Below are 24520 nucleotides of genomic sequence, written 5' to 3'. Positions count from 1 at the left end.
GACAGGTCAGTATTCCGGTAATGATTGATTGATCGAATGGATGCGGCTTACCCAATCGGCCACCCCCTGCTCGATCAGCCGCAGGCAATCCTCGAACTGGTCGCGGTCGAGCCGATACGGATCGAACACGTCGAACTTGCCGTACTGACCGAGCCGATACAGCTTGCCGCGCGTGGTCGGGTACTGCTCTTCAACAATCTGTTTTTGCCGGGTATCCATCACCAGGATCAAATCGGCGATTTCGCACTGCCATGCCTGCAGTTGCTGCGCCCGATGCGCACTGATATCGATATCGCGTCGCTGCATCAACTCGATCGAATACGGCGCAGCAGGCTGTCCGATCAAGGCATCGATGCCGGCCGACCGCAATTCGACATCGGGCAGTTCTTGCGCAAGCAGCGCTGCCGCCATCGGGCTGCGGCAAATATTGCCGATGCAAACGATAAGGATGGATTTGATCAATTTTTCTTATCCACCGCATTACGCGAGTTGACCGCCGTGGTGGAACTGCCGACCAATTGCGACACCACACGGTTGAAGCGCACCAGACCAGGGGCGTCGACGTACACCACGTCCTTGGCCTGGAGCGCGAAATTTTCTGCCAGCGCCATGCCGACCGGAGATTTGCTATTCAAATGGAATACCGTCGGCATGCCGCCGTCGGCGGCGGCCCGCACCACGTAAATCGCGCTCGGATCGCTGGTATTGGCGTCAACTCCGCCGGCGCCGCTCAACGCATCGCTCAGGCTCAAGCGGCCGTTGCTGCGCAGCGGCTGCGATCCCGGCCGCAACACTTCTCCGGCCACCGAAATCTGGTTGTCCTCCAACGGCGCTACCCGGATCACATCGTCATTCAATAGCACAATCGTCGATGGACTGATATTCCGGTCGATCATCGCCGGTACGCTAAGCTGATAATTTTTGGCGCCGCGCACCAGCGTAATCCGGCTGGAGTCGCCGCTGGCGGGGATGCCGCCAGCCTGGTTGAGTGCTTCGGACAAGGTCATCGGCACGTCGGTGATCGGCTTGACGCCGGCCGCACGGACTTCGCCGTCGACATAGATTTTCTGGCTGCGATAGCCAATTACGCGCAGTGTGATTTGCGGATCGCGGATATATTTGGACAGCATTTCGCGCAGCTTCTTTTGCGCTTCGCCCTCGGTCAACCCGCCTGCCTGGAACTGTCCTATATACGGAAACTGAACCTCGCCTTCGCTACTGATCACGTAGCCCGGCAAGGTCTGCGAAGTCATGCCGCTGCTCGACAGGTTGCCGGTCGCTCCGAGGGTATAGGTCAGATTGGGAACCACCAGTTCCGGGTGGTCCCAGACGATGATGGACAACACGTCGGCCGGCCCCATGCGATACGGTTGCGGCTTGCCGATCAGCTCCCGGTAATTGTCGATGTTCAGCTTTTCCCGCGCGCGCTCGGCATTTTCCTGCTGTATCAATTTAAGCGTGATCGGTGTGATGACTGGGACGGATGCTGGATCGCTGGCGTCCAGCGGCGAATTTGAATTGAATTTCATGCCTGGCGCAAATGCGCATCCGCCCAATGCCAGAGAAAAAGTCAGCAGCAATATTTTTTTCAATTTCATTCACGTCGATCCAGTTTGACTATCGATAGCCCGTCAAAGCTTGGCTATTGGAAAGTAACGATGTAACTTCAAAATGAAAAATATCATATAAAATACAGATAAAAATGATTTAATAACGTTTTTTTTAATTTTATAGTATTTTGAATTTAATAACCAGAAATTCTGTTGATCCCTGACATTTCATAGTTTGCTAAAATACTCAACCAACTTTCTCCAATCTCCCGATGACAGCAGTGAAACTCAATCAAAGCGATGTCACTACGCAAGAAGCCGCCCGCCTGCTCGGCATTTCCGTTACTTCGGTTCAGCAATTGGTGGAACGTGGGGTTCTGGTTGCCTGGAAAACACAAGGCGGACATCGCCGCATCCCGCGTGAAGCGGTAGATGCGCTCAAAGCTGAACGCAGCGATCTATTGGTGGAAAAGGTCAAAGGCTCGCTTTCCTCGACCTTGAGCGCATTGATCGTTGAAGACAATCAACTGCAACGGATGATCTACGAGAAAGAGATTTCCTCCTGGAATATCCCGATCGAACTCCGTTTCTGTGAAAACGGCTATCAGGCACTGATAGAAATCGCCCGGCGCAAGCACGACATCCTGTTGCTCGACATCGTGATGGATGGGATAGACGGCTATGAGATAGTCAAGGCGGTGCTCGCCAACCCCGAGCTCAGGCATATCGAGATTGCGGTTCTCACTACTCTCGACAAAAGCGATCTCGACGCCCGCGGCGGCTTGCCGGACGAAGTGCTGTTCTTTCAAAAACCTATCGTCTTCGAAGAACTGCGAGGCTTCTTGCGTGGCTGCGCCGCACGCAAGGCGCGCCAATCCCGCCTGGCGGCCCCGGCAGCTGCCTCCGAATAAGCAATAGCAGCGCGATCCGCGCCTATCGATCTGCTTCTGTCGCAAGAAACCCGTATTGTCATCAACGTTCAGGCGCTCACTCCTATGTTCCCATGGATGCAAATCACCCAAATCGGTGGCAGCACTATCTTGCTGCCGGCCGCTGCCGCGATGGCGGCCTGGCTTTCCGCCGGACAGGCCTGGCGCCTGGCTTGCTATTGGTGCCTGCTGTTCGCCGGCGGCCTGCTGCTGGTTGCCGCATCGAAAATCGCCTATGTCGGCTGGGGCGTCGGCATAGAAGCACTTGACTTCACCGGTTTCAGCGGCCATGCGATGCGCGCCGCCGCCATTATCCCGCCGTTTTTCTATATTCTCTTGCAACAAAACACGCTTGCGGTCCGCCTCTCTACAGTCTTGCTCGGCATGTCTTTTGCGGCGCTGATCGCACTGTCTCGCGTACTTTTGCATTTCCATTCGATTTCAGAAGCGCTCAGCGGATGGATACTGGGGACAGCTGTTTGCCTCAGCTTTCTCTGGCTTGCGGAACAATTGCCAAAGCCGGCATTGAATCGCGCACTGGTTGTCGGCAGTTTTGCGGCTCTCCTGGCGGCATCCTTTGCCAAGCCGATACCAACTGAGCGCCTGATCAACGACGCAGCGGCTTTGCTGTCGGGCCACGCCAGACAGACTGCGGATAATCGTCAGGCAAGGTAGGTTTCGTCGCCAGCCAAAGACTTGAGGGAATTGCCGAATGCTCCGTCACTATCAAGGAAACAGCGCACCTCATCAAAGGTCAACATTATTTCAGTGCGCAGCTCCAGGAACCTAGCCTGGGTGCAAGCCGACTTTTCCCGATTGAACTCGTCATCGATGCGATCTAACAGCAGGGTCGCAGTATGCGCGCCGGCAATGAGCAACGTCCCTTTAAGGGCATGGCATTCGCGGGTCGTGGCGACAACGTCGGCCGCCCGTACGGCAGCCTCCAGCCGGGCAAATTGCTCGCCCCCCACTTGCAGGAACAATCTGCACAGCTGCGCAAAAATGGCGCTGTCGTTGTAGGAGTGTCTTAAAAACATCTCCGCGCTGAAATGGCTGCAGGATCGGGATTGCATGATCGGCCGGCTCATATTTTCGTCAGGGCGAACACACGGGATCCAACGCCGCAAGAATCTGCGACCGGGTTGCCGGCTTCACCACAATCGCATCGAAGCCCGCCGCCATGATCGACGACAATTCCTCTGCCATCGCAAATGCGGTATATGCCACCATGCGAGGAGTGGCAGCATTGCCGCCGCTCTTAATCAGGCGGCAAAATTCCTTGCCGCTCATATCCCGCATGCCGACATCGCTCAACACGACATCCACTCTGTTTTTCTCAAGGTAGCGCAACGCTTCGGATGCGCCGGTAAACACTTGGACCGAATGTCCTGCCCTGCTTAATATGATCGAAGCAAGATTGCTGTTGAGCGGATTGTCATCCACCACCATTATATTTTTGATGTGCATCTTGATTTCCCCCTAACGTTTTACTCAGATCGGTAGCGTGAAAGTAAAGATGGAACCTCTGCCAGGACGCGACCGTATCGCAATCGTGCCGCCCATGAACGACACCAGATCCTTGACCAGCGCCAGGCCCAGACCGCTGCCCGTCTGGGCTTGCCTTTCCGGTCCGCCTACCTGAAAAAATTTCTCGAAAACAGCATTCTGGAGTTCTGCAGGGATGCCTTCCCCGGTATCCATCACCTTAAATATCAGCATTTGATTCGCGGCAAGAACCCATATCGTCACCCTTCCCTGATGCGTAAATTTGAGAGCGTTGTGGATCAGGTTATTGAGCACCGTGACGACCTTGCTGCGATCGCAGGCGAACTCATGCGGCAACATCGGATTGAGCATCAGTCGCAGCGCAATCTTCTTGCGTATCGCAGTGGATGCATGGCCGGCGACGATTTGATGCATCAGATCCCGTAAATTTTCCGTTGCAATGGTCACCTCCATTTTCCCTGCTGCAATCCGCTCGGTATCCAGCACGGTATTGACCAGTAACAGCAAATGCGTTCCGCTGTCATGAATCGCCTGCGCAAAATCCCATTTGTCGGTACCGTACAGATCATCGCGCAGCAGCTCGGCGTAGCCCAGGATACCGGTTAGCGGGGTGCGCAACTCGTGCGACATATTGGCCAGGAACTGCGACTTTGCCTGATTGGCAAGTGTCGCCGTACGGCGCGTACTCAATAACTGATTAGCCAGGAACAGGATAAAAATAGTGAAGGCGCACACCATCATGATCGCAATACCGGCCAGCATCGACGCACGATAGCGATTGCTGTAAAAAGGTTGCATAGCCTCATCTATGGCAATACCGACGATCACATACAGCGGATACTTTTCCATATGCCGATAGGCATACGCCCGCAACCTGCCGTCGACCGGGCTTTGGGCAATCAGATAACCTTGGCGGCGGGCCTTCATCACGCCAAACGACGGCTCCCCGGAAATATCCAGTCCATTTGCAAAGCTGGCGTCGGACTCTCCGTCCGCCTTCCTCACCTTGATCGTGCCGTCATCGCCGACCAAGCTGATTGCCCCTTTGCTGCCGATATTGATTTGACGATAGAAATTAGTCACGACAACACTATTCATCGAGACGCCGACCACACCGCTGAAGCTGCCGTCGCGGTGGTTAAGACGGCGACTGGCTTGCAGCGACCACTCCCCGGACGTGCGATCGCGCGTCGGTTTGACAAGGAACAGCAGCTGACCGGAGTCGCGCAGCCTGTGCATTTGCATATGTTGGGCAGCCACCTGATCGTCAAGCACAAGATCTTCATCGCCATAGATCTGTACCGCGTGTTCATCAAGAATGAAGAAGCGGTTGCCGAGATCGCTCTGTATGAAGCGCGCATCCCGATATTCCGGGCTGTTCATTTTCTCTCCATAACGCTCGTATTGAAATTTCAGAAGACTGCTGGCTTCATCCGCCTGCTGAATGACACGACTGATGTTCTCATCGAACGCTCTCGCCACATTCTGCGCGTCGCGGCCCACCTGCTCCAGCTCTCGCTGCGTTTCGCTGGCTTCGTCATATAAGGTTATTACCCATATACATGCGATTAATGCGCTTGCGAAAAAAAACAGCGCCAGCCGGATATCCGATCTGCGCGAGAAAATCATTGCGACATCGAACTTTCGTACTTTTTTCAGCACAACGGCAAAACCAGAATCAGTCATCGGCGGAACAGCAACTGAAATACATTGTCATTGATAGGTCATTTCCTGTTCCATGCGATAGCCCGGACCCATCTGCCGGCGGATTTCCGTGACCGAACTGCACGCTCGTGGCGCAACGCCGGCAAGGGCAGGAGTTTATTTCCAAAATGCAATGATAGTATGGTTGGCAAGCCGTTTGCTACTGTCAGAATTGCCAGCCATGGCGAACACGGCAGCAATGACTATTCGCTATGGATTCTTCACCAAAGTCTCTTGCATTTTGAAAACGAAGGGGCTACTTTCTCAGTTAGGCAGGACCGAGAATAATTATTCGAATGGCAGGTTTACCTGGAGGGATAGCTGATGAAAACCGTCGCACAGATTCTTAAAACCAAGCAAAATCAGGCCGTCTACACGATTTCTCCCGCAGACAAGGTGCTGGACGCCGTAAAAATGATGGCAGACAAAAGCGTCGGCGCGCTGCTGGTGACGGAACAGGAAAAAATCGTCGGCATCGTCACCGAGCGCGACTATGCCAGGAAGATGATACTCATGGGGCGCTCGTCAACCGACACTTTCGTGCGCGACATCATGACTTCCTCCGTCATGTATGTGCGCCCCGATGACACCAATGAACAATGCATGGCGCTGATGACGGAAAACCGCTTGCGGCACCTGCCGATCCTGGACGATGGCAAGCTGATCGGCATCATCTCCATCGGCGATCTGGTGAAGGACATTATTTCCGAGCAGCAGTTCATCATTCAGCAGCTCGAACACTACATCATGGGGCGGCCTCAACCTGAGTAATTCAGGTATGGATTAAGAACCACAAGAAATTTCCACATGGTGGCCTCAGATGAAAAACTGGGTAATCCTGCCTATATGCATCATGCTCGCCGCCTGCGCAACCACGCCGCAGGCGCCACGGGCTGATCATCTCTTCAACGATCAATTGTTCTCAGCTCCCTCGCAGCGCATCAGCGTCGACGATGTATTTGCCGTCAGCCCTGCCATGAAACAGTATCTGAGCAGCGCGGAGACGGTTCATCAGATGCGCACAAACGGCATGCAACAAGGGCTGTTCGATGCGCTGTACAGCAAGAGCCAGTTGAAACTGGACTACAACTCGGAAAGCACCCGCAATGCGGCGCAGACCTTCGCCGCCCGCAGCGGCAATTGCCTGTCGCTGGTGATCATGACAGCCGCCTTCGCCAAGGAACTGGGACTGCCTGTGAGCTACCAGCGCATACTGATGGATCAAGCCTGGAGCCGCAACGACGACCTCTACTTTGCCAGCGGACACGTTAATCTCATCCTGGGCAAAAAAGCCAGCGCCATCCGTACTCCGTTCGACCATAGCCGCCTGATGACGATTGATTTTCTGCCGCCGGAAGATACCGACGGCCAGCGCCGGCTAGAGATCGACGAGCACACCATCGTCGCCATGTACATGAATAACCGAGCGGCCGAAGCCTTAGCCCTGCACCAGCTGGACGATGCTTACTGGTGGGTACGCGAAGCGATCCGGCAAGACGCCGGCTTCCTGGCTTCCTACAATACCTTGGGCGTCGTCTATCGGCGCCATGGCAACCTGCAGGACGCCGAACACACGTTCCGGCTGGTGTCCGAACGCGAACCGGATAACACGGTAGTCATGTTCAATCTGATCGGCGTTCTCAATGATCTCGGCAAATCCGCGGAATCAAAAAATTTGGCGGCCAAGTTGGCGCAACTGCAGCCTGAAGCACCTTTCCAGGCATTCAACCTGGGCATGGCGGCCATGCGTGCGGGAGATTTCAAAACCGCAAAACTGCAGTTTTCCAGGGAAATTGCACGCGACCCCTACTACCATGAATTCCAGTATTGGCTGGGTATTGCCTGCCTGCGCCTGGGTGAAACAGATCAGGCGGCCAAGCACTTGAGTATCGCCATGGAAAATAGTACGACCCGCGGCGATCACGATCTGTATGCCGCCAAGCTTGACCGGATCAAGTCTTACCGTTCGCCGTTGCTGGTTCACTAAGCGGTGCTGCCGCAGCCAAATTGCAGCAATGCGGATACGCTATGGTGCTATTGCGTCGATCGGCGCAGCGTGTCTGCCGCCGCCACCGACCGCGTATTCAAGATACGAGGCGCCGAAGCGACAAACTCGCGCACTTGAACGCCAATCGCCAATCTATGTGCGATGCGCATCTTGCTTTTCACACCTTGCATTTTTTGACTATTGATGCATTGTAGTTTTATGTAAATTTTGCGTGGGAATTGCGCAACAACATAGTTAAATGATGTCAATTTTTAACCGCATTTCGGAAGAACGTTTTATTATCAAATTGTCTCTATACAAAAAAGAGGTGTCGACATGGGATGGCTTAACAAATTGGCGACGAAATATATCCTGACGCCAGAAAAACTAGCAGAAAATGAATTGCGCGATACACGCTTGGCGTTGTATCAATCGGAAAGGCAGTTGCTGGAAGCTGAAATGCGCGTCGATTACTATCGCAACATCCTCGGTTTCCTCGAAGCAATTGCCGCCGATGGCGTAGAAAGCGTCGCCGAGTCGCAGAGACCCAAACTGCCCTCCAAACCGCAAGGCCCGCAGCGGCTTACACCGGATCTGAATTCTTACCGCGGCGCCGCCTGACAACTGGATTACATTGGAAAAAAAAACGGCCCATATAGGAGGGCCGCTTTATCTGCGGCGGCCAGCCACAAAATTTACTTGGCCGCAGCTGCCTCGCACTGCCTGCGTCGCGCCAGATCGAGTTAAGCGCTATCTCCCGTTGATAGCCGGCTTGCGCGGCCTTCAAGACCCGAATTTGCCGGGCAGCCTGGCTTTGAGCAGGCACGTCGATTCTGGCTGGTGCGGTCGCCACCATGGGTGCACATGAACTGAGCGCAAAACATGCCATTACGGCGAACAACACCGAAGTTCTTTTTGTCATCTATCCCCCCCTGAGAAAACCCGTTGCACTGTTTGATAGTTGATTTTATGCAACTGGATCAACTGAAGATGATGAACTATGGCAATTAAATCGGCTGGAATTCAAAGAAGCACTTTGAGAGTTGCTGCTGCGTTATCATTGAACCATGTATCCAACCTCACCCCGCTCCCGCTACCTGAAACCAGAACAATGGGCCGTGACTTTCATGCGCGCCCTGCGCAGCTGGTGGTATATGCTGCATCTGGCCGGGATTGCGCTGGTCATGGCATTTTCCCCATCTACCTATCACCGCGCCAACCGTAACGCGACCTACCGCTACATCTACACCGGCACCTGGCAAATCCTGCCCTGGTTCACCCTGCTCTCTACCTTGCTCAGCCTGGTGCTGATCCGCATCGTGATCGTCACCGCGCTGAGCTACGGCCTGTCGCGCTACGCGCTGGAAATGATGGTGCGGGTGCTGGTGCTGGAATTGATCCCTTTGTCGGCGGCCCTGTTCGTGGCGCTGCGCGCCGGCCTGGCATTCAGCGGCGCACAGTTCGCCGTAACCGGCGCCGACCCTGCCCCTGCCCACCCCCCGGCAGCACCGGATATCGCCCAATTGCAATCGGATCTGGTGCCGCGCGTGATCGCCAGCGCCTTCTCGGTGGCGAGCCTGGCTACGGTCAGCGGCATGATTGTCTTGCTGCTGGCCTATATCAATGTCTACGGCATCACCCCCTGGGGCTTGCTTGACTACACGCGCACCGTGGGACGGGTGTTCGAGCCGGCGGTTACGCTCGGCTTCGCCTTGAAAACCCTGCTGTTCGGGCTGGCGGTGGCGGTAGTCCCTGCGGCGGCGATTCTTGAAAGCGCGCGGCGCAAAGCCACGCTGTCATCCGCGTTGCAGCCGGGCGCCACGCGCCTGTTGTTGGTGCTGGTCCTGATCGAGGTCGGGGCGCTGGCAGTGAAATATATCTAACTCGGAAAACGACTATGGCATCTGCCCTCGATTCCCCCCCTTCCCCTCCTCAACCGCCCGCCAACGTTGAATTCAAGGCGCTCTTGCTGTTGGTCCTGATGGCTGCGCTGGTGTGCGGTTTTGTGTTGTATGTGATGTATGCGCGCGGCGTGTTCGAAAGCACTCAGCGCCTGGTGCTGGTGGCGGACGATTCCGAGGGCGTGCTGGTGGGCATGGACCTGACCTTCTCCGGCTTTCCCATCGGCCGCGTGCAACGCATAGATCTGGGGCCGGACGGCAAGGCGCGCATCTTGATCGACGTCCCGCGCAAAGACGCCAACTGGCTGCGCACCAGCAGCGTATTCACATTGGAACGCGGCCTGGTCGGCGACACCCGCATCCGCGCCTTTACCGGCGTCCTCGACGATCCGCTGTTGCCGCCCGACTCGGTACGCAGCGTGCTGCGCGGCGATACCGCGGCAGAAATTCCGCGCCTGGTAGCAACCGCCAGGGAATTACTGGAAAACCTGCAAGCCATCACCGCCGCAGACTCCAGCCTTAACACCAGCCTGGCGAATGTGCAGACCATGACCGGCCGCCTGACTGGACAATACGGCGTTCTGGGCGGCGCCTTGGGCAGCGACGAAAATGCAAAGAAACTCATCGCCACGCTGGACCGCGTCAATGCGCTGCTGGCCAAAACCGACCAACGCGTATTCGGCCAGCCCGGCCAGCGCGGCGTGATGGACGATGCGCAAGCCGCCATCGTCCAGCTTAACGGTGTGCTGAGCGATGCCCGCAACAGCCTCAAGAAAGTGGATGCGGTACTGGCCGAGGCGCAAGCGGTGGGCAGCAATGTCCGTATCGCCAGCGACGACCTGGGCGCATTGCGCGCCGAAGTGGACGCCAGTTTGCGTAAAGTGAACCAGCTGGTCAATGAGATCAACCGCAAATGGCCTTTCGCCCGCGATACGGAGCTCAAACTGCCATGAAAATGACCTGCCCACCCGGCTTGTTTCCCGCATTACCCGCTATATCGCTTGCGGTATTGTTTGCCATTTCGTTAGCCGCTTGCAGCAGCAAGCCGCCGGCGCCCGACTGGCAGGGCAACGCATTCAACTCTCTGCAAAGTTTTTCCTCGGCTTATCTGAGCGGCGACACGCGTGTGGCCAATCAGGAATTCGCACGCGCCCGCGATGCCGTCGCCAGTACCGGCCGCGCCGATCTGGTGGCGCGCGCAGAACTGATGCGCTGCGCTGCGCGTGCGGCCAGCCTGGAGTTTGACAACTGCGCCGGATTTCAGCCGCTGGCGCAAGACGCTGACGCCGCCCAACGCAGTTATGCAGCTTATGTAAATGGCCAATGGCAGGGCCTGGACGCCGGCTTGCTGCCGGCCCAGCACAAAGCGGTGGTCAGCAGCGGCCGCATCGGCGCTATCGAAGATCCGCTGGCGCGCCTGGTGGCCGCCGCCGCACTATTGCAAAGCGGCCGCTTGACGCCGGCAGATATCGCCAACGCCACCGAGACCGCCTCAGCGCAAGGCTGGCGTCGTCCGCTGCTGGCCTGGCTAGGAGTGCAGTTGCAGCGTGCCAAGGCAGCAGATGACCGCGAGGCCCAAACGCGGATTCAAACAGCTTTTGCACAAACGGCTTTGAATCCACCAGCGCTGTCAGCACTGTGCCATCGTGATCCTGGCCGACATAATAATGCTGCTCAACGGTACTGCCGGCAGCGCAGGCGTCTTTAGCGAACTGATACTGAACCACGGTTGGAATATCGGTATCCAGGGTGCCGGTACCGACAAAGATCGGCGCGGCGAATTTGACTGTCGGGTAATTGGAGGATTGCAGGGTTTGCGTGGCCCAGGCGGTCACGTCGCCGTTGAAGACATCGGCAGTGACCAGCTTGTTCTGCGTGATGTAATCTTCAATCGGCCCCAGGCATTGCGTCGCCACCACCGAGTAAAACGCTTTACCCTTGGCAGTCAGGTGATCCGACAGCAGGAAATTCGGCACTACTCTTTCTGCAGTGGCGTAACCCAGCCAGGCGTAAGCTTCCAGCGTCGACAGCACCGAGGTGAAACCGCTGGTGGGCACCTGCGCCGTCAGCGCGTTCAGATACGCCAGCACGCTTTGCAACTGGTACGGAACGCCGGTTGCCACCGTTCCCAACAGCTTGATTTCCGGCGCGTAGCTGGGCGCATAGGCGGCGGTTGCAAGCGCACCCTGCGCCCCCTGAGACTGGCCGACGATCACTACCGAACTGGAGAGTTGCGGGAACGCTTTGGTGACCGCCCGGATGCTATCCAGAACACTGTAGGCTTCGGGCCGCGCGTGCAGATACGGATGCAAGCCGGGCGTGCCCAATCCCTGGTAATCGGTAGACACCACCGCATAACCCTGCGCCAGCCAGGCGTCCAGATAATCTATATCGCGCGCATCACGCAGTGTCCATGATGGCGCGCAAACGTCGGCCACGCCGACAGTGCCATGAGCCCAGGCGATCAGCGGCCAGCCGCCGGCCGGCGGCGTGCCCTTGGGCAGTTGCAAATCGCCGGAAACGTAGATCGCGGTTTTACCATCGTCGCCGTCGGTTGAGCTATACAGAATGCGGATGCCTTGCGAGGCGTTCGGCAGTACCTGAGCGGGCGCCAATGCTTCCTGCTGCAACAACACGCCTGGCGTAGCGGGGATAGCGTCGCTCCATCGGTAAAACGACGAAACGCCGCCATCGGCGGTAAATGCTTTCGATTGCGGCGTCAAATTATCGCCACCACCGCCGCAAGCATTAAGCGTCAGGCCAAGCAGCGTGACGGCAAGAAATTTTGAAGATTGGCAGAACTGGGCAACCCGCATGACTTTTGTCTCCTCATTCGTTTTTTTTTAAAATTGATCTGAGTTCAAAACAGCCGTTGCCATTATGCATCACTATTTAGCGGACCCGCTTTACCGGATCTCCTTCAGCGCAGCGCCTCCTGTTGCAGCCAGTCGCAAAAATGCTTGATCAGGGGCACCTCCGCTTGATGCCGCGCCACTATCCACCAATAGCTCCTGGCGCGGCTCACCGGCTCGGCCAGCGGCATGACCAGGCGGCCGCTGGCCAGCTCATCGGTAATCAGCGGCAACGGCCCGAGCGCCACGCCGAGACCGTCGACGGCCGCCTGCAGGGCCAGGTAAAAATGATCGAACGATTGTTTTTTCTTGCACAAGGCTGGCGCCACATTGGCTGCCGCCAGCCATTTCGGCCAGGCCTCCGGGCGCGTATCCGAATGCAGCAAGGTGTGCGCCGCCAGATCGCCGGCCGCCCGGATCGGCGCGCGCGCCAGCAGTGCCGGGCTGCAAACCGGCAACTCGCTTTCTTCCAGGAACTCACCGCTCATGCAATTCGGCCAATGGCCCGGGCCGCGCCGGATCGCGACATCGAACAGCTCGCCCGCTTCGCCCAAGGGCTGCATAGAGGTAGAGGTCGACAGCTTCAGCTCCACGCCCGGATACAGGCGCTGGAAGCCGCTCAGACGCGGCAACAACCAGCGCATCGCAAAAGTCGACAAGGCGTTGATATGCAACACCCGCACCGTGCCGGACTCGCGCAGCAGTTTGGTGGCGCTGGCGATATTGTCGAAAGCCGCCTGCACCGTGAGCAGATAGCGGCGGCCGTCATCGGTCAATTGCACCCGCTTGCCGATGCGGTGAAACACTTGCATGCCGAGCCAGGCCTCCAGCGCCGCCACCTGACGGCTGACTGCACCGTGCGTCACATGCAGCTCTTCTGCGGCAGCCGAGAAATTTTCAAAGCGCGCCGCGACTTCAAATGCGCGTAGCGCTTGCAAGGGAGGGAGAGAGAGAGCGAGACATGCTTGTGATTATATGTCACAACATAACGCTAAAAAAGTCGATTTGTAGGCACCTCGAATTTCTGTACCATGCGTCTATCGAATCAGTATTCATCGCCACTTCTGCCGTAATGGCCGCTTTCATCAGGAACAGCCAAGAACTTCCCAGATGCTTTACCTTGTGGCAAATACTAGGAGATAACATGAATGCAAGTACAGCTAATACGACAGCAGATTTTTGGGACGCCAAGCAGTACATGCACTTCGGCAATGAGCGTCTGCGCCCCGCCCTCGATCTGCTGGCTTATGTTCCGGAGCAGGAGCCGCAGCGGGTGGTCGATCTCGGTTGCGGCACCGGCAATGTATCGGCTTTGTTGAAGGCGCGCTGGCCAGCGGCCGATGTACTCGGGGTCGACAGCTCGGAAAACATGCTGGCCGCCGCCGCGGCAGCGGTACCGGAATGCCGCTTCGAGCACGCCGATCTGGCGCACTGGCAGCCAGATGGCCTGCTGGATGTGATTTACTCCAATGCGACGCTGCAATGGCTGCCAGATCACCCCACCCTGCTGCCACGGCTGCTATCGTTTCTGCGCCGCGGCGCCTGGCTGGCGGTACAGATGCCGGCCATGCACGACGCCCCCTTGCGGCAAATGCAGGCAGAGTTAGCCAGATCGCCGTCGTTTGCGCCGCATCTGCAGAAAGTGCCGCAACACCCTTCGATTCTGACTGCTGAAAACTACTACGACCTGCTGCGTCCGCACAGCAGCAAGCTGGACATCTGGGAAACCACCTACCTGCATACTTTGCGCGGCCCGGATGCAGTTGTGGAATGGGCTGCGGGCACCAGTCTGCGACCCTATCTGGACGCCTTGCCGGAGGATAAACGCCCGGCTTTCCGCGCCGCCTATGCGGCAGCAATGCGCGCCGCGTACCCGCAGCGCGAGAATGGCATCACACTATTGCCGTTCAAAAGGCTTTTCATCGTCGCCAACGTTTAAATTTAACAATGACTACAGAAACCATCACCACCGACCAAGACATCGTGCGCCCTGCACCCTTGCCCTCTAGCCGGGAATTATTCCACGGCTTCCTGATGCTCGGCCTGACAGGCTTCGGCGGCGTGCTGCCGCTGGCGCGCCGCATGATCGTCGAGCAGCGCCGCTGGCTGAGCGCGGCGCAATTCACCGACATGCTTGGCTTGTGCCAGTTTCTCCCGGGCGGCAACATCATCAATCTTGCGGTGGCGATAGGCTTGCATTTTCGCGGCGTCAGAGGCGCCTTCGCGTCGCTGCTGGGCTTGATCGCAGCGCCGTCGGCCATCGTGATTGCACTCGGCGTGATCTACCAGCGGTTCCAGGACAATCCCTCGGTGCAGCACATGTTTGCCGGCCTGGCCGCGGCGGCTTCCGGCCTGCTGATCTCGATGGCGCTGAAAATGCTGATGCCGATCTTGAAGAAACCGTTGCCGCTGCTGATCGCATCCCTGTTCTTTATCTCGATCGCCGTGCTGCGCCTGCCCCTGCTGCCGACCATGCTGGTGCTGGCGCCGCTCAGCGTGATCGCTATCTGGAAGCTGCCGTCATGACCGATGCCCTGCTCGCGCTTGCCACGATTTTCAGTCAATTATCATTGCTGGCTTTTGGCGGCGGCAACACCATCCTGCCGGAAATGCAACGTCAGGTAGTCGACATCCATCACTGGATGTCGCCCCAGGATTTCAGCGCCATGTTCGCCCTGGCGCAAGCCGCGCCGGGGCCGAACATGATGATCGTGACGCTGGTCGGCTGGCATGTCGCCGGCTGGCCCGGCGTACTGGTCACCAGCCTGGCCAAATTCGGCCCCTCGTCGTTGCTGACGGGAGTGGTTCTGCATCTGTGGCAACGCTTCAAGGACAAACCCTGGCGCGCCACGGTACAAGCCGGGCTGGCGCCGATGACGGTAGGTTTGGTGGCGGCTAGCGCTTCCTTGATCACCGAAGCCTCGGCGCATACCTGGGGCCTGGCGGCAATCGCGGCGGCTTGCGCCCTGATCACCTACCAGAGCAAAGTCCATCCACTGTGGGTGCTCGCAGCCGGCGCGCTGCTGGGTTTGAGCGGAATAGGTCAGGTATAGTCATGGCTGGATAGCCGCAAGCTGGCGGCTGCCATCCATCCTGCCGATACTATTTTTTCGACCGCACATGCAAATTTCCGGCATCCATCACGTCGCCATCATTGCCTCCGATTACCCGCGCTCCAAGCGTTTTTACAGCGAGCTGCTGGGCCTGGCTATCGTTGCCGAGACCTATAGAGAACAGCGCGATTCCTACAAGCTCGACCTGCGCACCCCGGATGGCGTACAGATAGAGCTGTTTTCCTTCCCCTCGCCGCCGCCGCGCCCGAGCCGGCCGGAAGCCTGCGGCTTGCGCCACCTGGCGTTCCGGGTGCCCGACGTCGCCGCTGCGGCACAAGAATTGCAGCAGCAGGGCATCGCAGTGGAAGCCATCCGGATCGATGAATTCACCGGCAAGCGCTTCACCTTTTTCGCCGATCCCGATGGCTTGCCGCTGGAATTGTATGAACAATAGTGAAGACAGCGGCCACTTTGAGCAGCCCCACTTCTCTTGTTAGCTAATCACTCATGACGTTGAGACAATCACGCCGCCAACACCATCTTTTCGACCGTAAAAACCCGAAGGTAATTATTGAGACTGAGATAGCTCGCACCACTGAAAAGGGGATTCGTCCTTGCCGATATATGCTGAATATGGCCTGCAGTAAGCAGAATCGATAGAGAAACCATAAATTGCTAGTTGTTTTGCTGCGACTGAAACGAACGCCCTGTTCTTAGCGTCAACATCTACGATATCCGAAGACAATACATCGATAGAGCATTTAGCTTTGCTAAGAGAGCGATCCAAAACAGTTACGGATGCGTGGAGCTTTAGATGTACAGATGCCCATTGAAGCGCTGCACATCCCTTTTCACTCGATGTAATACCTAGATGAGACGCGGTTTCACTAATTTTGGCGATCTGTGCTATCCGACTAGATTGATTTGTCCCTTGGACAATGGCGAAAACCGGGCCGCCACGTTCCTTCACAATGGCATGAATTCGGTTGCTATATTCCGGCATGGCTTCCGGAAAGCTACCATGCACTTGAGCGAATGCAACGCTAGCTGGGAATTGGGCTGCAATCCATCCAAAAGGCGGATCACCGCCAGCTTGAAGGACGGTCGTTTTTTCTGGTGCATCAAGCGGAGGTAAATCAACGCGAAACATTTTTCCCGCCCAGGATGCGTGTCCCCAAGTATGCACGCCTCCGAGAAGCACAATCGCAGACGATATGGCAAGAACCCATATGGCGATCTTACGTGCTTTCTGATAATGCGTTAGCCGCATAAGAAGAATAAACGCCACTAATGGAGCGCATATCTCAATCGGCACCAGGTAGCGCTGGATACTAAAGAGTTTCATCCATACCAAATAGCCAATAGCAACCACAGCGACGATATATTTTGAAGATGGTCGCATGCCATTTCCAGTGTTTGGGTCTTTATTTTTAACGAGCGCCATCACGATCCAACACCAGAAAAGGATATACACGACTGGCCAAATAATTTGATGTATGCCCGGCAGTTGCGCGGCCCTTTCAGATTTCAATGAAAACACGAACGGCCAGAATACGGTTTCAAAGCCATTTTTTGGTCGAAATACGACATCAACCACCGCGACGGCATGCGTCAATGGATTCGCAAAAAAAGCACTGAACTGTGGAAACAACGGATTGCCGAATGACCGCCACATCTCATAAAACCAATATCCGCTTGTGGCCGCCATACCAATCAGTACACCAAAACCAAAAAGGAATGCCACACGAAAACGAATTGCCCAACTAACCGGTACAACAAAAAAACTCGCACACAACGCCACTGCATATACAACATTCGTCAACTTTAGTCCCGCGCCAAGACCCACGCATGAACCAGCCAAGATTGCGATTAAGATGGGACGAATTCCGCGTTCAAAAAGCTTGCTCCAATCATTTAAAACAATAAGTAAAGAAGCCAGAACGAAAATGGACGTGGTGTCGTCCCCCATCGTACTTCCTATTTCCGATAGAAAATTTGCCGTAAGACAGCCAAATATGGAGAGAAGAAGCGGAATCCGAAAACGATCATCTGGCGGAAGATTCGGCAAAGCCTTATAACATATACCCGCCAGCAATATAAAATTGATTCCGTGTATTGCTCCCATAATAAAGCCGACCAATGGTGCAGGCAAATACAACGTCATCAAATAATATGGCACATCGAGTGTTGGATTAAAATATGTCTGCATCCCCGCCACTGCCAAATCCATATGCAGTTTATTATTCAATAGGGAAAAGGCATTATACAAGTGATAATTTTGCAAATCCCAATTCGTGTCAGCACCCAACCATAAGGAAATGAGACCAAAAAAAATCGGCACAAAAAAACAGAAATACTTAAATGTCTCTGAGTCGTTTAGATCGATATTACGCAATCCAGTTTTATTTATAACTCGATGAAAAATACTCATTTTTTATTCTTAAGTTTCTCTACAGATTTAAATACCCATGATTTTGCAGTAAAATAATTGAACATCATCCCAGAAACGGAACCGATAGCCACCGCAAAGAATGGAAGAAAAGGTAAATTACGCACCTGCATTACGACTATCAAGTATGCAAGGTAATTAATCAGTCCACCAAAAAGCATTGCAGCAAGATAGCGCAACATTTCCTTGAAGTCAGAACCTTCGCCACTTGAAATGAATGTGAATTGCCGATTAATTTTCCATGTTACCCATACAGCGCAAAGAAAAGATATAGCACGACCAATAAAATAGCCCATGCCAAGATGAAGGTTTAAATATAGAACCCCTACATCAACCGCGAAACCAATAGCTCCCACTATAGCGAAGCGAATAAATTGCTGGTAACCGGTCATTATTCCGATTGCCCTATAGATGGGGCGGGGTTAGCCAGGTATGCGAATCGTTTAGCCTCAATACGCCCTTTTGTTACTGTATTAAGCACAATTCCACATGTTAACAAGATTACGCCGAATAACATGAAAGCTGCACATAAAATCGCGGTCGGAAATCTTGGCACCAGGCCTGTATTGAAATATGTCTCAAACAATGGCGCAGCAAGAATAATAGAAATTAAAGTACAAAACAAAAATCCTAATGAAAAAAATGTGAGCGGCTTTTCTGATTTGAACAATCTAAATATAGTGATTAGGATCCTTAAGCCATCTCTGTAAGTATTTAATTTACTTGAAGAGCCTTCTTGCCGTGCTCCGTAAGTAGTAGCCAGTTCTGCTACCGGCATTCTCAGCTGCAGGGCATGTACTGCAAGTTCAGTTTCGGTTTCAAAACCTGCGGATTGCGCAGGAAAGGACTTAACATACCGACGTGAAAAAATTCGGTACCCGGATAACATATCGGTGAAAGTGCTGCCAAAAATAAATGACACGCAACCAGTCAATAATACATTGCCAAAGCGATGCCCGAAGCGATACGCTGCTTGCTCTTCAGTAACCCGCGTCCCAATAACCATATCAAGTCCATCAGATACGAGTTTCTCGACTAAGCGCGATGCTTCTTTCGCATCATAGGTATTATCGCCATCAACCATGACGTATATATCTGCATCCACATCCGCAAACATTCTTCGTATAACATTGCCCTTACCCTGCAATGGGACCGTACGAACTATTGCGTCAGAATTTTTTGCAATTTCTATAGTGCGATCAGTTGAATTATTATCAAACACATAGATTTTTGCTGTGGGAAGTGCAGTGCGGAAATCGCGAATGACCGAAGCAATTGCTGCTTCTTCGTTATAGCATGGGATAAGTACGGCTATGCGCTGCGAAATGTATACGGCCTTATCATTGTTCTCATGCAATTCGCAGTCAACTAATTTATTCATATTTTTTGATTTTAATAATTCTAACAATCTCTACCTAGACCCCGTTGGCCATGTTAAATTTCGCCACCCGTGGCCAGGTCAGACTCCCGCAGGTAGGACATTGCGGATTGTAGATTAATCGTACACAGTGTGGTCGTTTTTTCTATCACTTCGAGTAGTCTGGGCACCGGTTTTGTTACATAAGTAATCGCTGGTCGTAACGCCCCGTTCTCCAGATGGATTTATGGCACGCGCACGGTCGTCGGCGCATCCAGGCGGGTGAAGCGGTTCAGGATGGCCGCGCGGACTTGTGTCTCCGCTACCTGTCGCTCGAAAGATGATAGCCGCCGGATTCAGGTAATACTTATCGTGCATCTGCGTATTGCCGTTACGCGTGGGCGTACTGCCCGGCCCCAACGATGTCCACCATGGCGATTGCGTCATCGTGCTGGTCGTATCCGAGACCGTCACCGTATTGACCTGCACGTTCTGCCGCACGTTGTTGATCTGGTTGGCGGCTACATTCAAGGTGCCATCGGCTTCCATCGTCGACGACAGATGATTGCCGGCATTGACCGTCAGATTGCCGGCAGCGCCCAGTGTCCCGACGTTGACCAGGTAGAGATCGTGCTGTCGGTGTTGAGATAGCAATGCATTTATCGTTCTTCTAATTGTCTTCGTTTCCAATAGCGTTTATAGTCGTTGCCGTCCCTGAAAAAAACAGGGTCCAGGTTGGGAAGCCTGACTACACCGGCGAACGTACCGCTCTTCACGGCTCGTTCGTTCTGCCTTCGCGCGCCCCTATGGGCGGCGATAGCAGGGAAGCCGCAAGGCTTGCCGGGTTCCGTGTGTACCGGTCTTCCTACCCTACTATTTGCCGCCCTCCCCCGTTAGGAAGCGGGAATCGGCTTAATCAAATTACACGGAGGTATCATGTTCGACATTCGCACGCCCAATCTCTCTCGCCCATCCACCACCAGCAGCAGGCCAGATCGTCCCGCACGCATTCCCGCATCCCTCCATCAACACCTTCAAGACCGCTGGATCACCGTGGCGAAATTCCCGGAAGCTAACCCAGAGCAGATGATCAGCAACAATCCGTTTTGTCGCCTCCCCAAATCATGGATACGCCTGCATGGCTTATGGCTGAGACAAGCTGGCTTCTTGCCCAATGACCGCATTCGGGTGCGGGTGATGCCTGGTTGTCTAGTGATTACCCACGAATGAAAGGCTGGTCGTCGTCATGACGGCCTGATTCAGTTTTTTTGCACATCGGCTAAACAGGAAGGACAGGTCACCTGGTGACCTGAAGTCATTCAGCACTATTTTTCGAAGAATATTTGACTCCGACCCTTTATTCCTGCAGCATGCAAAAGGTGATTTTCTTCTGTAAATTAAGGAATGTTGACCCTTTTATTTCCAATGCGAATATTCGCCTGTGACCTTCTTATTCCTCATTAATCAACGCATGCTTTAATAATCAAATAATGCCCAAAGTTCATCACGAATATTGTCGAGACGGGCATTTGCAATAATTCTTTGCTCCGCTGATTCGCGATCGATATAAAAATCCATAAATCCCGATTTTGATCCAGCCATTGTTCGATAAACGGAACAGGCCTGAGACCATCGATCCTTTTCTGATATTTGATCATCAGATAAAGAAGCCATAGTAGCCATGATTCCGGAAACGAAGTTTTCCCCTCCCTCCTTGCAATATATATTTTGCAATTCCGCAAGAAGTTTAAGCGCGTGAGATATTTTTAAATTTTCCATTGCTCTATTTTATAGGAATAGGTTTTCCGACGACTTGAACCCCTGGAATTTTCCATGGTTGAGGTATAAAAATTTGATTAACATTTTGCCCTCCAACAAAGATTCCTCCTTGATTTCCAACAGGACCTTGATAGATTGTTGTGCCAGCCGGAATTTTAACTGCGTAGACAGCATCGATAGGAGAGCTACTCGTCAATTGTCCTGTTATTGGGTCAATCTACTGTGGCTTGACGGCCGTATCTATCCGTACTTGCGCAACTGAAGTAGGTGCCTCCGTAGTAAACCACTGACCAAGAGCCTTTCCATTTGAGTCACCTCCTCGGTAGAGAGTGACATCATCGGTAAGGGTAACCGCCGTATATTTACCGCCAGCAAAATTAGCTGCAGGTGTACCGGGCATACTTGCCAAAGGCCCAGGATTGGCGATCATATCAAATTGACCAATTGCCTTACCTGGCACAGCAAGCACTGTTTCCGCAGCACTCTTTGTTAGGCCAGCTAAAAGCGTTTCAGCACCTCCAAGAATGGCCTTGGCACCGAAAACAATCCCTTTAAGGGCTATCCCCGTCACAGAATCCATTGCAGCGTACTGCAAGGCATCGTTCAAATTGGCGGCCTGAGCCGACTCATACGTCCCTTGTCGTGGGTCAGCTATGGCTTGCCATGTCGGAGAACCAGTCGGGTAAGCATAAGCGTGACCATTATTTCCAAAAATCACCGTGTTGCCGTTCGCCCGGGCATCGCTGATAGCTGCACCGCACGCCGACGAAGCTCTATCTGCGCAAGCTGTATTTAAATTAGCATCTCGTAATGCAGAAATTTCAGCTAAATTTCGTGCCGCTGTGCAATCACCGGTCTCCGTGCACCTTTTCTGAGCCGCGTCAAATTGTTCCTGCTCCGACAGCCTCATGCCTTTCCGCTTTTGGCTTAACCAATTGTTCGTCGCCGCATTCGCCGCAATATTTCCTCCCACGCTGGCATCCAGCGCCGAGCCACCCGTCGCTCCCGCCACCAGCGCACCCACTGCCGTTGATAAGGAAATGACCGTATTAATCTGATTAGCATCCAGCTTTTCAGGATGGAAGGTGCCATCGGCATCATAGGCTTGCGGATACAACTCGCGGCTAATCTGTTGCGCGGCAAGCTCGCCTGCAGCGCCTGCACCGGCCCCGGCTGCAGCACTGCCGCCATTAGCAGCGGCGAGGATAGCACCCAGCACAGCGTGGGTTAATACTTGCGCAGTCTGGTTTTCATGACCGGGTTGCGCGAAATAATCCCCTATCGCGTTGGCCGCATACGGGGCGCTGGCGTTGGCGGCAATCTGACCTGCGCCCTGGCCGGCAACGCCGCCGACTAATACCCCGGTCACGACTTTCAAGGCGCGGGTGTAATCGCCCGTTGGTCCCCAGTTCTTAACAGCGGCTTGTGCGTCATTGGCGTCTTGTTGTGCTTGATTCTTTTGCTCTTGCGTACTGTCTTTATTGTTGAGCACGGCTTGTGCTTTGTCATATTTCTTGTTCGCTGCGGTACCTAAATCGTTGGCGATCTGCGCGCTGGTGGCAATCACGGTATTCGCGGCGGCTGCCATGGCCTGTTGATTGTTCATGACATTCTTCAGGTCAGGCAAGGGTGCGATGGCGGTATGGGCCGTCGCCAGATCGGTATGCGCGCCCAAGCCGGCCGCACTTGTCATGCGCTGGCCGCCAATCGTGATGTTGCCGTCGGTGAGGGTGCCGTAAGTGGTAGAGCTGGCACTGCCGCTCTCCAACAATGGAATGCCGGGAGTGACGTTCGGATTGCTGGCGCCGGTGCTGGTTTGCGCTGGCGCCTCGCCTTTGCTATTGCCGTTGCTGCTACCACCGCTCACGCCACCCGACATACTCACCGTGTCTGCCGAGTAATCCATCTTATTGGTGAGATTCTCAAACGTGATGGACTTGGCCGTCAGATCGGACTTGCCAGCATTGCTGCTGGCAATCGCACCGCCCTTCAAGGCCACCGTATCGGCCGTAACGTGATAACCGCCGTTGCCGGCAAACAGGCCAGACTGCTGATTGACCGCGTTGCTGCTGCCGTTGGCCGTCGATTGCCCCACGTTGCCCGAGGCCTCCCACGCGGTGCCAAAGGAGATCTGTATCCGCCCGCCCACGCTGCTTTGTTCATTGTGCTGGACGCTGGTATCTTGCACCGATTCAATCGCCAGCTTGCCGCCGACATCGGCATTGATCGTATTGGCTTTGACAGTCGCCCCCTTTAAGGTCGTATCACCTTTGGAAGTCAAAGTGACGGTGTCGCCGCTTAACTGCGTGTTGCTGTTGGTCGTTGAGGTGTTGTTGTAATTGCCATTACCCACATTCGCCGTGGCATACGCATAGAAACCCGTTTTCGCACCGACCTCATACCCCACGCCCACTTCGACACCGGCGCTGTGATTGCTGCCGCTGCTCGTCGCGGTACTCTGACCGGCATCGAGCAGGATGTTGCGGGCCGAATCCAGCGTCAAGGTTTTACCTGCCGCATCGCCGGCAGCGATATGCGCCCCGGTAGCGTGGATATCGCCTTCGGTGCTGGTCAGACTGACGTTGCCGCCCCCCTGGACACTGCTGCCCTGGGCCTGACTGTAACTGCTGCGATCCTTGCTATTGGCGCTGGCAAAGCCGACACCGACTTCGGCTTTGAGCAATTCGCCACTTCCGGCCCCGCCTGCAACGGCATTGGCGGCGCTGGCAATTTGATACGCATTCGACGCCGCTGCCAAGCCTTGCATGGCTTGCAGGCGGCCATCCGATTTCTTGGCATTCTCCAGATTGTTGCCAAGATCGATCAACGGCGAACTGACTCTGGCAAACGCCCCTATTTTCAGATCAGCACTGCTCTGATCGCTACTGCCTGTGTTGGCGGCAGTATTGATATCGATGGATTTGGCGACGATGTTGATATCGTTCTTGGCCAAGACATTACTCGCCGTCTGGGTGTATTTGTCGCCCGCGCTGAGGCTGACATTGCCTTGCAGGCTGCCGACATTGCTGGCGACCTGGGTGATAGCGGTATCGTTCGCGTGGTTCTTCTCTGAATGGTAGCCGGCAAAGTGCTCCGTATCGGAGATCACGACTTTACCGATGGCTTGGCTGTTGTTCTGGTTGGCGTTCGTGAGCGTATCCTGCCCGCTCTGGATAGTCAGATCTCTGGCGGCGTTGATGCTCAGATCGCTGCTGGCCACCAGGTTAGCGGCAGTGAGGGTGATATCGCCCTCGGTCGTCGCCAGCGTGGCCTTGCCGCCGGCCGACAGAGTTGTGCCGTGGATGGTGTCGGTGCTGCCGTTGCCCTTGCCGTTGCTGTTAAATACCCCGACCGGCAAACTGCCCCGGTTATCCGTACTCCAGCCTTTGGCGGTATTGGTTTGCCCCTGGGTCTCGAAGCTGTGCGCCACATCCAGGTTGATGCTGTCTTTGG

General features: G+C 54.7%; 27 protein-coding genes. 13 read left to right on the top strand and 14 right to left on the bottom strand.

The features are described 5' to 3' along the window. Positions 1–6 precede the first annotated feature (6 nt). Together KHU33_RS08110 and KHU33_RS08105 are read right to left on the bottom strand one after the other, a co-directional pair. The gene (locus KHU33_RS08110) at positions 7–462 is read right to left on the bottom strand and encodes a low molecular weight protein-tyrosine-phosphatase (protein ID WP_211462231.1); all 456 of its coding nucleotides are present in this window, start codon (positions 460–462) and stop codon (positions 7–9) included. Then, positions 459–1598: a polysaccharide biosynthesis/export family protein gene (locus KHU33_RS08105; protein ID WP_230414125.1), complete on the bottom strand. Its 1140-nt coding sequence runs from the start codon at positions 1596–1598 to the stop codon at positions 459–461. Before KHU33_RS08105 ends, KHU33_RS08110 begins: the two co-directional genes overlap by 4 nt. A 224-nt stretch (positions 1599–1822) precedes the next feature. On the opposite strand from KHU33_RS08105, the gene KHU33_RS08100 reads away from it, so the two are divergent. Together KHU33_RS08100 and KHU33_RS08095 are read left to right on the top strand one after the other, a co-directional pair. After that, positions 1823–2461, top strand: coding sequence for an excisionase family DNA-binding protein (locus tag KHU33_RS08100; RefSeq protein ID WP_211462229.1), 639 nt, complete (start codon positions 1823–1825; stop codon positions 2459–2461). Between the two features lie 96 nt (positions 2462–2557). After that, entirely contained in the window at positions 2558–3154 is a 597-nt protein-coding gene (locus KHU33_RS08095) for a phosphatase PAP2 family protein (RefSeq protein ID WP_211462227.1), read from the top strand. Here the strand turns inward: KHU33_RS08095 and KHU33_RS08090 are convergent. The 3 genes from KHU33_RS08090 to KHU33_RS26345 are packed head-to-tail and all read right to left on the bottom strand — an operon-like array spanning position 3142 to position 5068. Further along, a complete protein-coding gene (locus KHU33_RS08090) occupies positions 3142–3567 on the bottom strand; it encodes an Hpt domain-containing protein (protein ID WP_211462225.1) in 426 nt (141 codons plus the stop codon). The genes KHU33_RS08095 and KHU33_RS08090 overlap by 13 nt on opposite strands. 7 nt (positions 3568–3574) lie before the next feature. After that, positions 3575–3946: a response regulator gene (locus KHU33_RS08085; RefSeq protein WP_211462223.1), complete on the bottom strand. Its 372-nt coding sequence runs from the start codon at positions 3944–3946 to the stop codon at positions 3575–3577. A 24-nt stretch (positions 3947–3970) separates the two neighbouring features. Further along, positions 3971–5068 carry an ATP-binding protein gene (locus KHU33_RS26345; RefSeq protein ID WP_211462221.1) on the bottom strand — a complete coding sequence of 366 codons (1098 nt, stop codon included), beginning with the start codon at positions 5066–5068 and terminating at the stop codon, positions 3971–3973. Between KHU33_RS26345 and KHU33_RS08075 the strand changes: the two genes are divergently transcribed. The 6 genes from KHU33_RS08075 (at position 5048) to KHU33_RS08050 (ending at position 10530) form a co-directional block, all read left to right on the top strand. Continuing rightward, entirely contained in the window at positions 5048–5530 is a 483-nt protein-coding gene (locus KHU33_RS08075; RefSeq protein WP_211462219.1) for a hypothetical protein, read from the top strand. The genes KHU33_RS26345 and KHU33_RS08075 overlap by 21 nt on opposite strands. Before the next feature lie 483 nt (positions 5531–6013). Beyond that, positions 6014–6460: a CBS domain-containing protein gene (locus KHU33_RS08070; RefSeq protein ID WP_211462218.1), complete on the top strand. Its 447-nt coding sequence runs from the start codon at positions 6014–6016 to the stop codon at positions 6458–6460. Between the two features lie 49 nt (positions 6461–6509). Further along, positions 6510–7676 carry a tetratricopeptide repeat protein gene (locus KHU33_RS08065; protein ID WP_211462216.1) on the top strand — a complete coding sequence of 389 codons (1167 nt, stop codon included), beginning with the start codon at positions 6510–6512 and terminating at the stop codon, positions 7674–7676. A 336-nt stretch (positions 7677–8012) separates the two neighbouring features. Next, positions 8013–8297, top strand: coding sequence for a hypothetical protein (locus tag KHU33_RS08060; protein ID WP_211462214.1), 285 nt, complete (start codon positions 8013–8015; stop codon positions 8295–8297). A gap of 446 nt (positions 8298–8743) precedes the next feature. Beyond that, positions 8744–9559, top strand: coding sequence for an ABC transporter permease (locus tag KHU33_RS08055; RefSeq protein WP_211462212.1), 816 nt, complete (start codon positions 8744–8746; stop codon positions 9557–9559). A gap of 14 nt (positions 9560–9573) precedes the next feature. After that, the gene (locus tag KHU33_RS08050; RefSeq protein ID WP_211462211.1) at positions 9574–10530 is read left to right on the top strand and encodes an MlaD family protein; all 957 of its coding nucleotides are present in this window, start codon (positions 9574–9576) and stop codon (positions 10528–10530) included. A 71-nt stretch (positions 10531–10601) separates the two neighbouring features. On the opposite strand, the gene KHU33_RS26765 is transcribed toward KHU33_RS08050, so the two are convergent. The 3 genes from KHU33_RS26765 to KHU33_RS08035 all read right to left on the bottom strand — a co-directional run bounded on the left by KHU33_RS26765 (position 10602) and on the right by KHU33_RS08035 (position 13367). Then, positions 10602–10901: a hypothetical protein gene (locus KHU33_RS26765; protein WP_211462209.1), complete on the bottom strand. Its 300-nt coding sequence runs from the start codon at positions 10899–10901 to the stop codon at positions 10602–10604. Between the two features lie 70 nt (positions 10902–10971). Continuing rightward, a complete protein-coding gene (locus KHU33_RS08040; protein ID WP_211462207.1) occupies positions 10972–12393 on the bottom strand; it encodes a lipase family protein in 1422 nt (473 codons plus the stop codon). Positions 12394–12497: 104 nt separating this feature from the next. Then, positions 12498–13367 (bottom strand): transcriptional regulator GcvA, encoded by an 870-nt coding sequence (locus KHU33_RS08035; RefSeq protein WP_211462205.1) that lies wholly within the window; start codon positions 13365–13367, stop codon positions 12498–12500. Positions 13368–13573: 206 nt separating this feature from the next. Here KHU33_RS08035 and tam point away from each other — a divergent pair, with 206 nt between their 5' ends. The 4 genes from tam (at position 13574) to gloA2 (ending at position 15936) form a co-directional block, all read left to right on the top strand. Further along, positions 13574–14368: a trans-aconitate 2-methyltransferase gene (gene tam / locus KHU33_RS08030; RefSeq protein WP_211462203.1), complete on the top strand. Its 795-nt coding sequence runs from the start codon at positions 13574–13576 to the stop codon at positions 14366–14368. A gap of 8 nt (positions 14369–14376) precedes the next feature. After that, on the top strand, positions 14377–14955 hold the full coding sequence (locus KHU33_RS08025) for a chromate transporter (RefSeq protein ID WP_211462201.1): 579 nt from the start codon (positions 14377–14379) through the stop codon (positions 14953–14955). Further along, positions 14952–15482 carry a chromate transporter gene (locus KHU33_RS08020; protein ID WP_211462199.1) on the top strand — a complete coding sequence of 177 codons (531 nt, stop codon included), beginning with the start codon at positions 14952–14954 and terminating at the stop codon, positions 15480–15482. The genes KHU33_RS08025 and KHU33_RS08020 overlap by 4 nt, the downstream gene beginning before the upstream one ends. 67 nt (positions 15483–15549) lie before the next feature. Next, the gene (gene gloA2, locus KHU33_RS08015) at positions 15550–15936 is read left to right on the top strand and encodes an SMU1112c/YaeR family gloxylase I-like metalloprotein (protein WP_211462191.1); all 387 of its coding nucleotides are present in this window, start codon (positions 15550–15552) and stop codon (positions 15934–15936) included. Positions 15937–16050: 114 nt separating this feature from the next. Here the strand turns inward: gloA2 and KHU33_RS08010 are convergent, their stop codons facing one another. From KHU33_RS08010 to KHU33_RS07995, 4 genes are all read right to left on the bottom strand, one after another. Then, positions 16051–17913: a hypothetical protein gene (locus KHU33_RS08010; RefSeq protein ID WP_211462189.1), complete on the bottom strand. Its 1863-nt coding sequence runs from the start codon at positions 17911–17913 to the stop codon at positions 16051–16053. Continuing rightward, a complete protein-coding gene (locus KHU33_RS08005) occupies positions 17910–18323 on the bottom strand; it encodes a GtrA family protein (protein WP_211462181.1) in 414 nt (137 codons plus the stop codon). The genes KHU33_RS08010 and KHU33_RS08005 overlap by 4 nt, the downstream gene beginning before the upstream one ends. Continuing rightward, the gene (locus tag KHU33_RS08000) at positions 18323–19312 is read right to left on the bottom strand and encodes a glycosyltransferase family 2 protein (protein ID WP_211462179.1); all 990 of its coding nucleotides are present in this window, start codon (positions 19310–19312) and stop codon (positions 18323–18325) included. Before KHU33_RS08000 ends, KHU33_RS08005 begins: the two co-directional genes overlap by 1 nt. A 114-nt stretch (positions 19313–19426) precedes the next feature. Next, positions 19427–19942, bottom strand: a complete 516-nt coding sequence (locus KHU33_RS07995) for a hypothetical protein (protein ID WP_211462177.1) — start codon at positions 19940–19942, stop codon at positions 19427–19429. Positions 19943–20224: 282 nt separating this feature from the next. On the opposite strand from KHU33_RS07995, the gene KHU33_RS07990 reads away from it, so the two are divergent. Next, complete coding sequence (locus KHU33_RS07990) at positions 20225–20518, top strand: SymE family type I addiction module toxin (protein WP_211462175.1); 294 nt, start codon at positions 20225–20227, stop codon at positions 20516–20518. A gap of 246 nt (positions 20519–20764) precedes the next feature. Here KHU33_RS07990 and KHU33_RS07985 read toward each other — a convergent pair whose 3' ends face one another. Beyond that, the gene (locus KHU33_RS07985) at positions 20765–21067 is read right to left on the bottom strand and encodes a hypothetical protein (protein ID WP_211462173.1); all 303 of its coding nucleotides are present in this window, start codon (positions 21065–21067) and stop codon (positions 20765–20767) included. A gap of 217 nt (positions 21068–21284) precedes the next feature. Next, the coding region (locus KHU33_RS07980; protein ID WP_211462171.1) for a hemagglutinin repeat-containing protein at positions 21285–24520 on the bottom strand (3236 nt) is incomplete at its 5' end.

Source organism: Collimonas silvisoli (assembly GCF_018305005.1).
Lineage (GTDB): Bacteria > Pseudomonadota > Gammaproteobacteria > Burkholderiales > Burkholderiaceae_D > Collimonas > Collimonas silvisoli.
The sequence above is the reverse complement of the archived record's forward strand: the minus strand, read 5'-3'. Positions and strand labels throughout refer to the sequence as shown.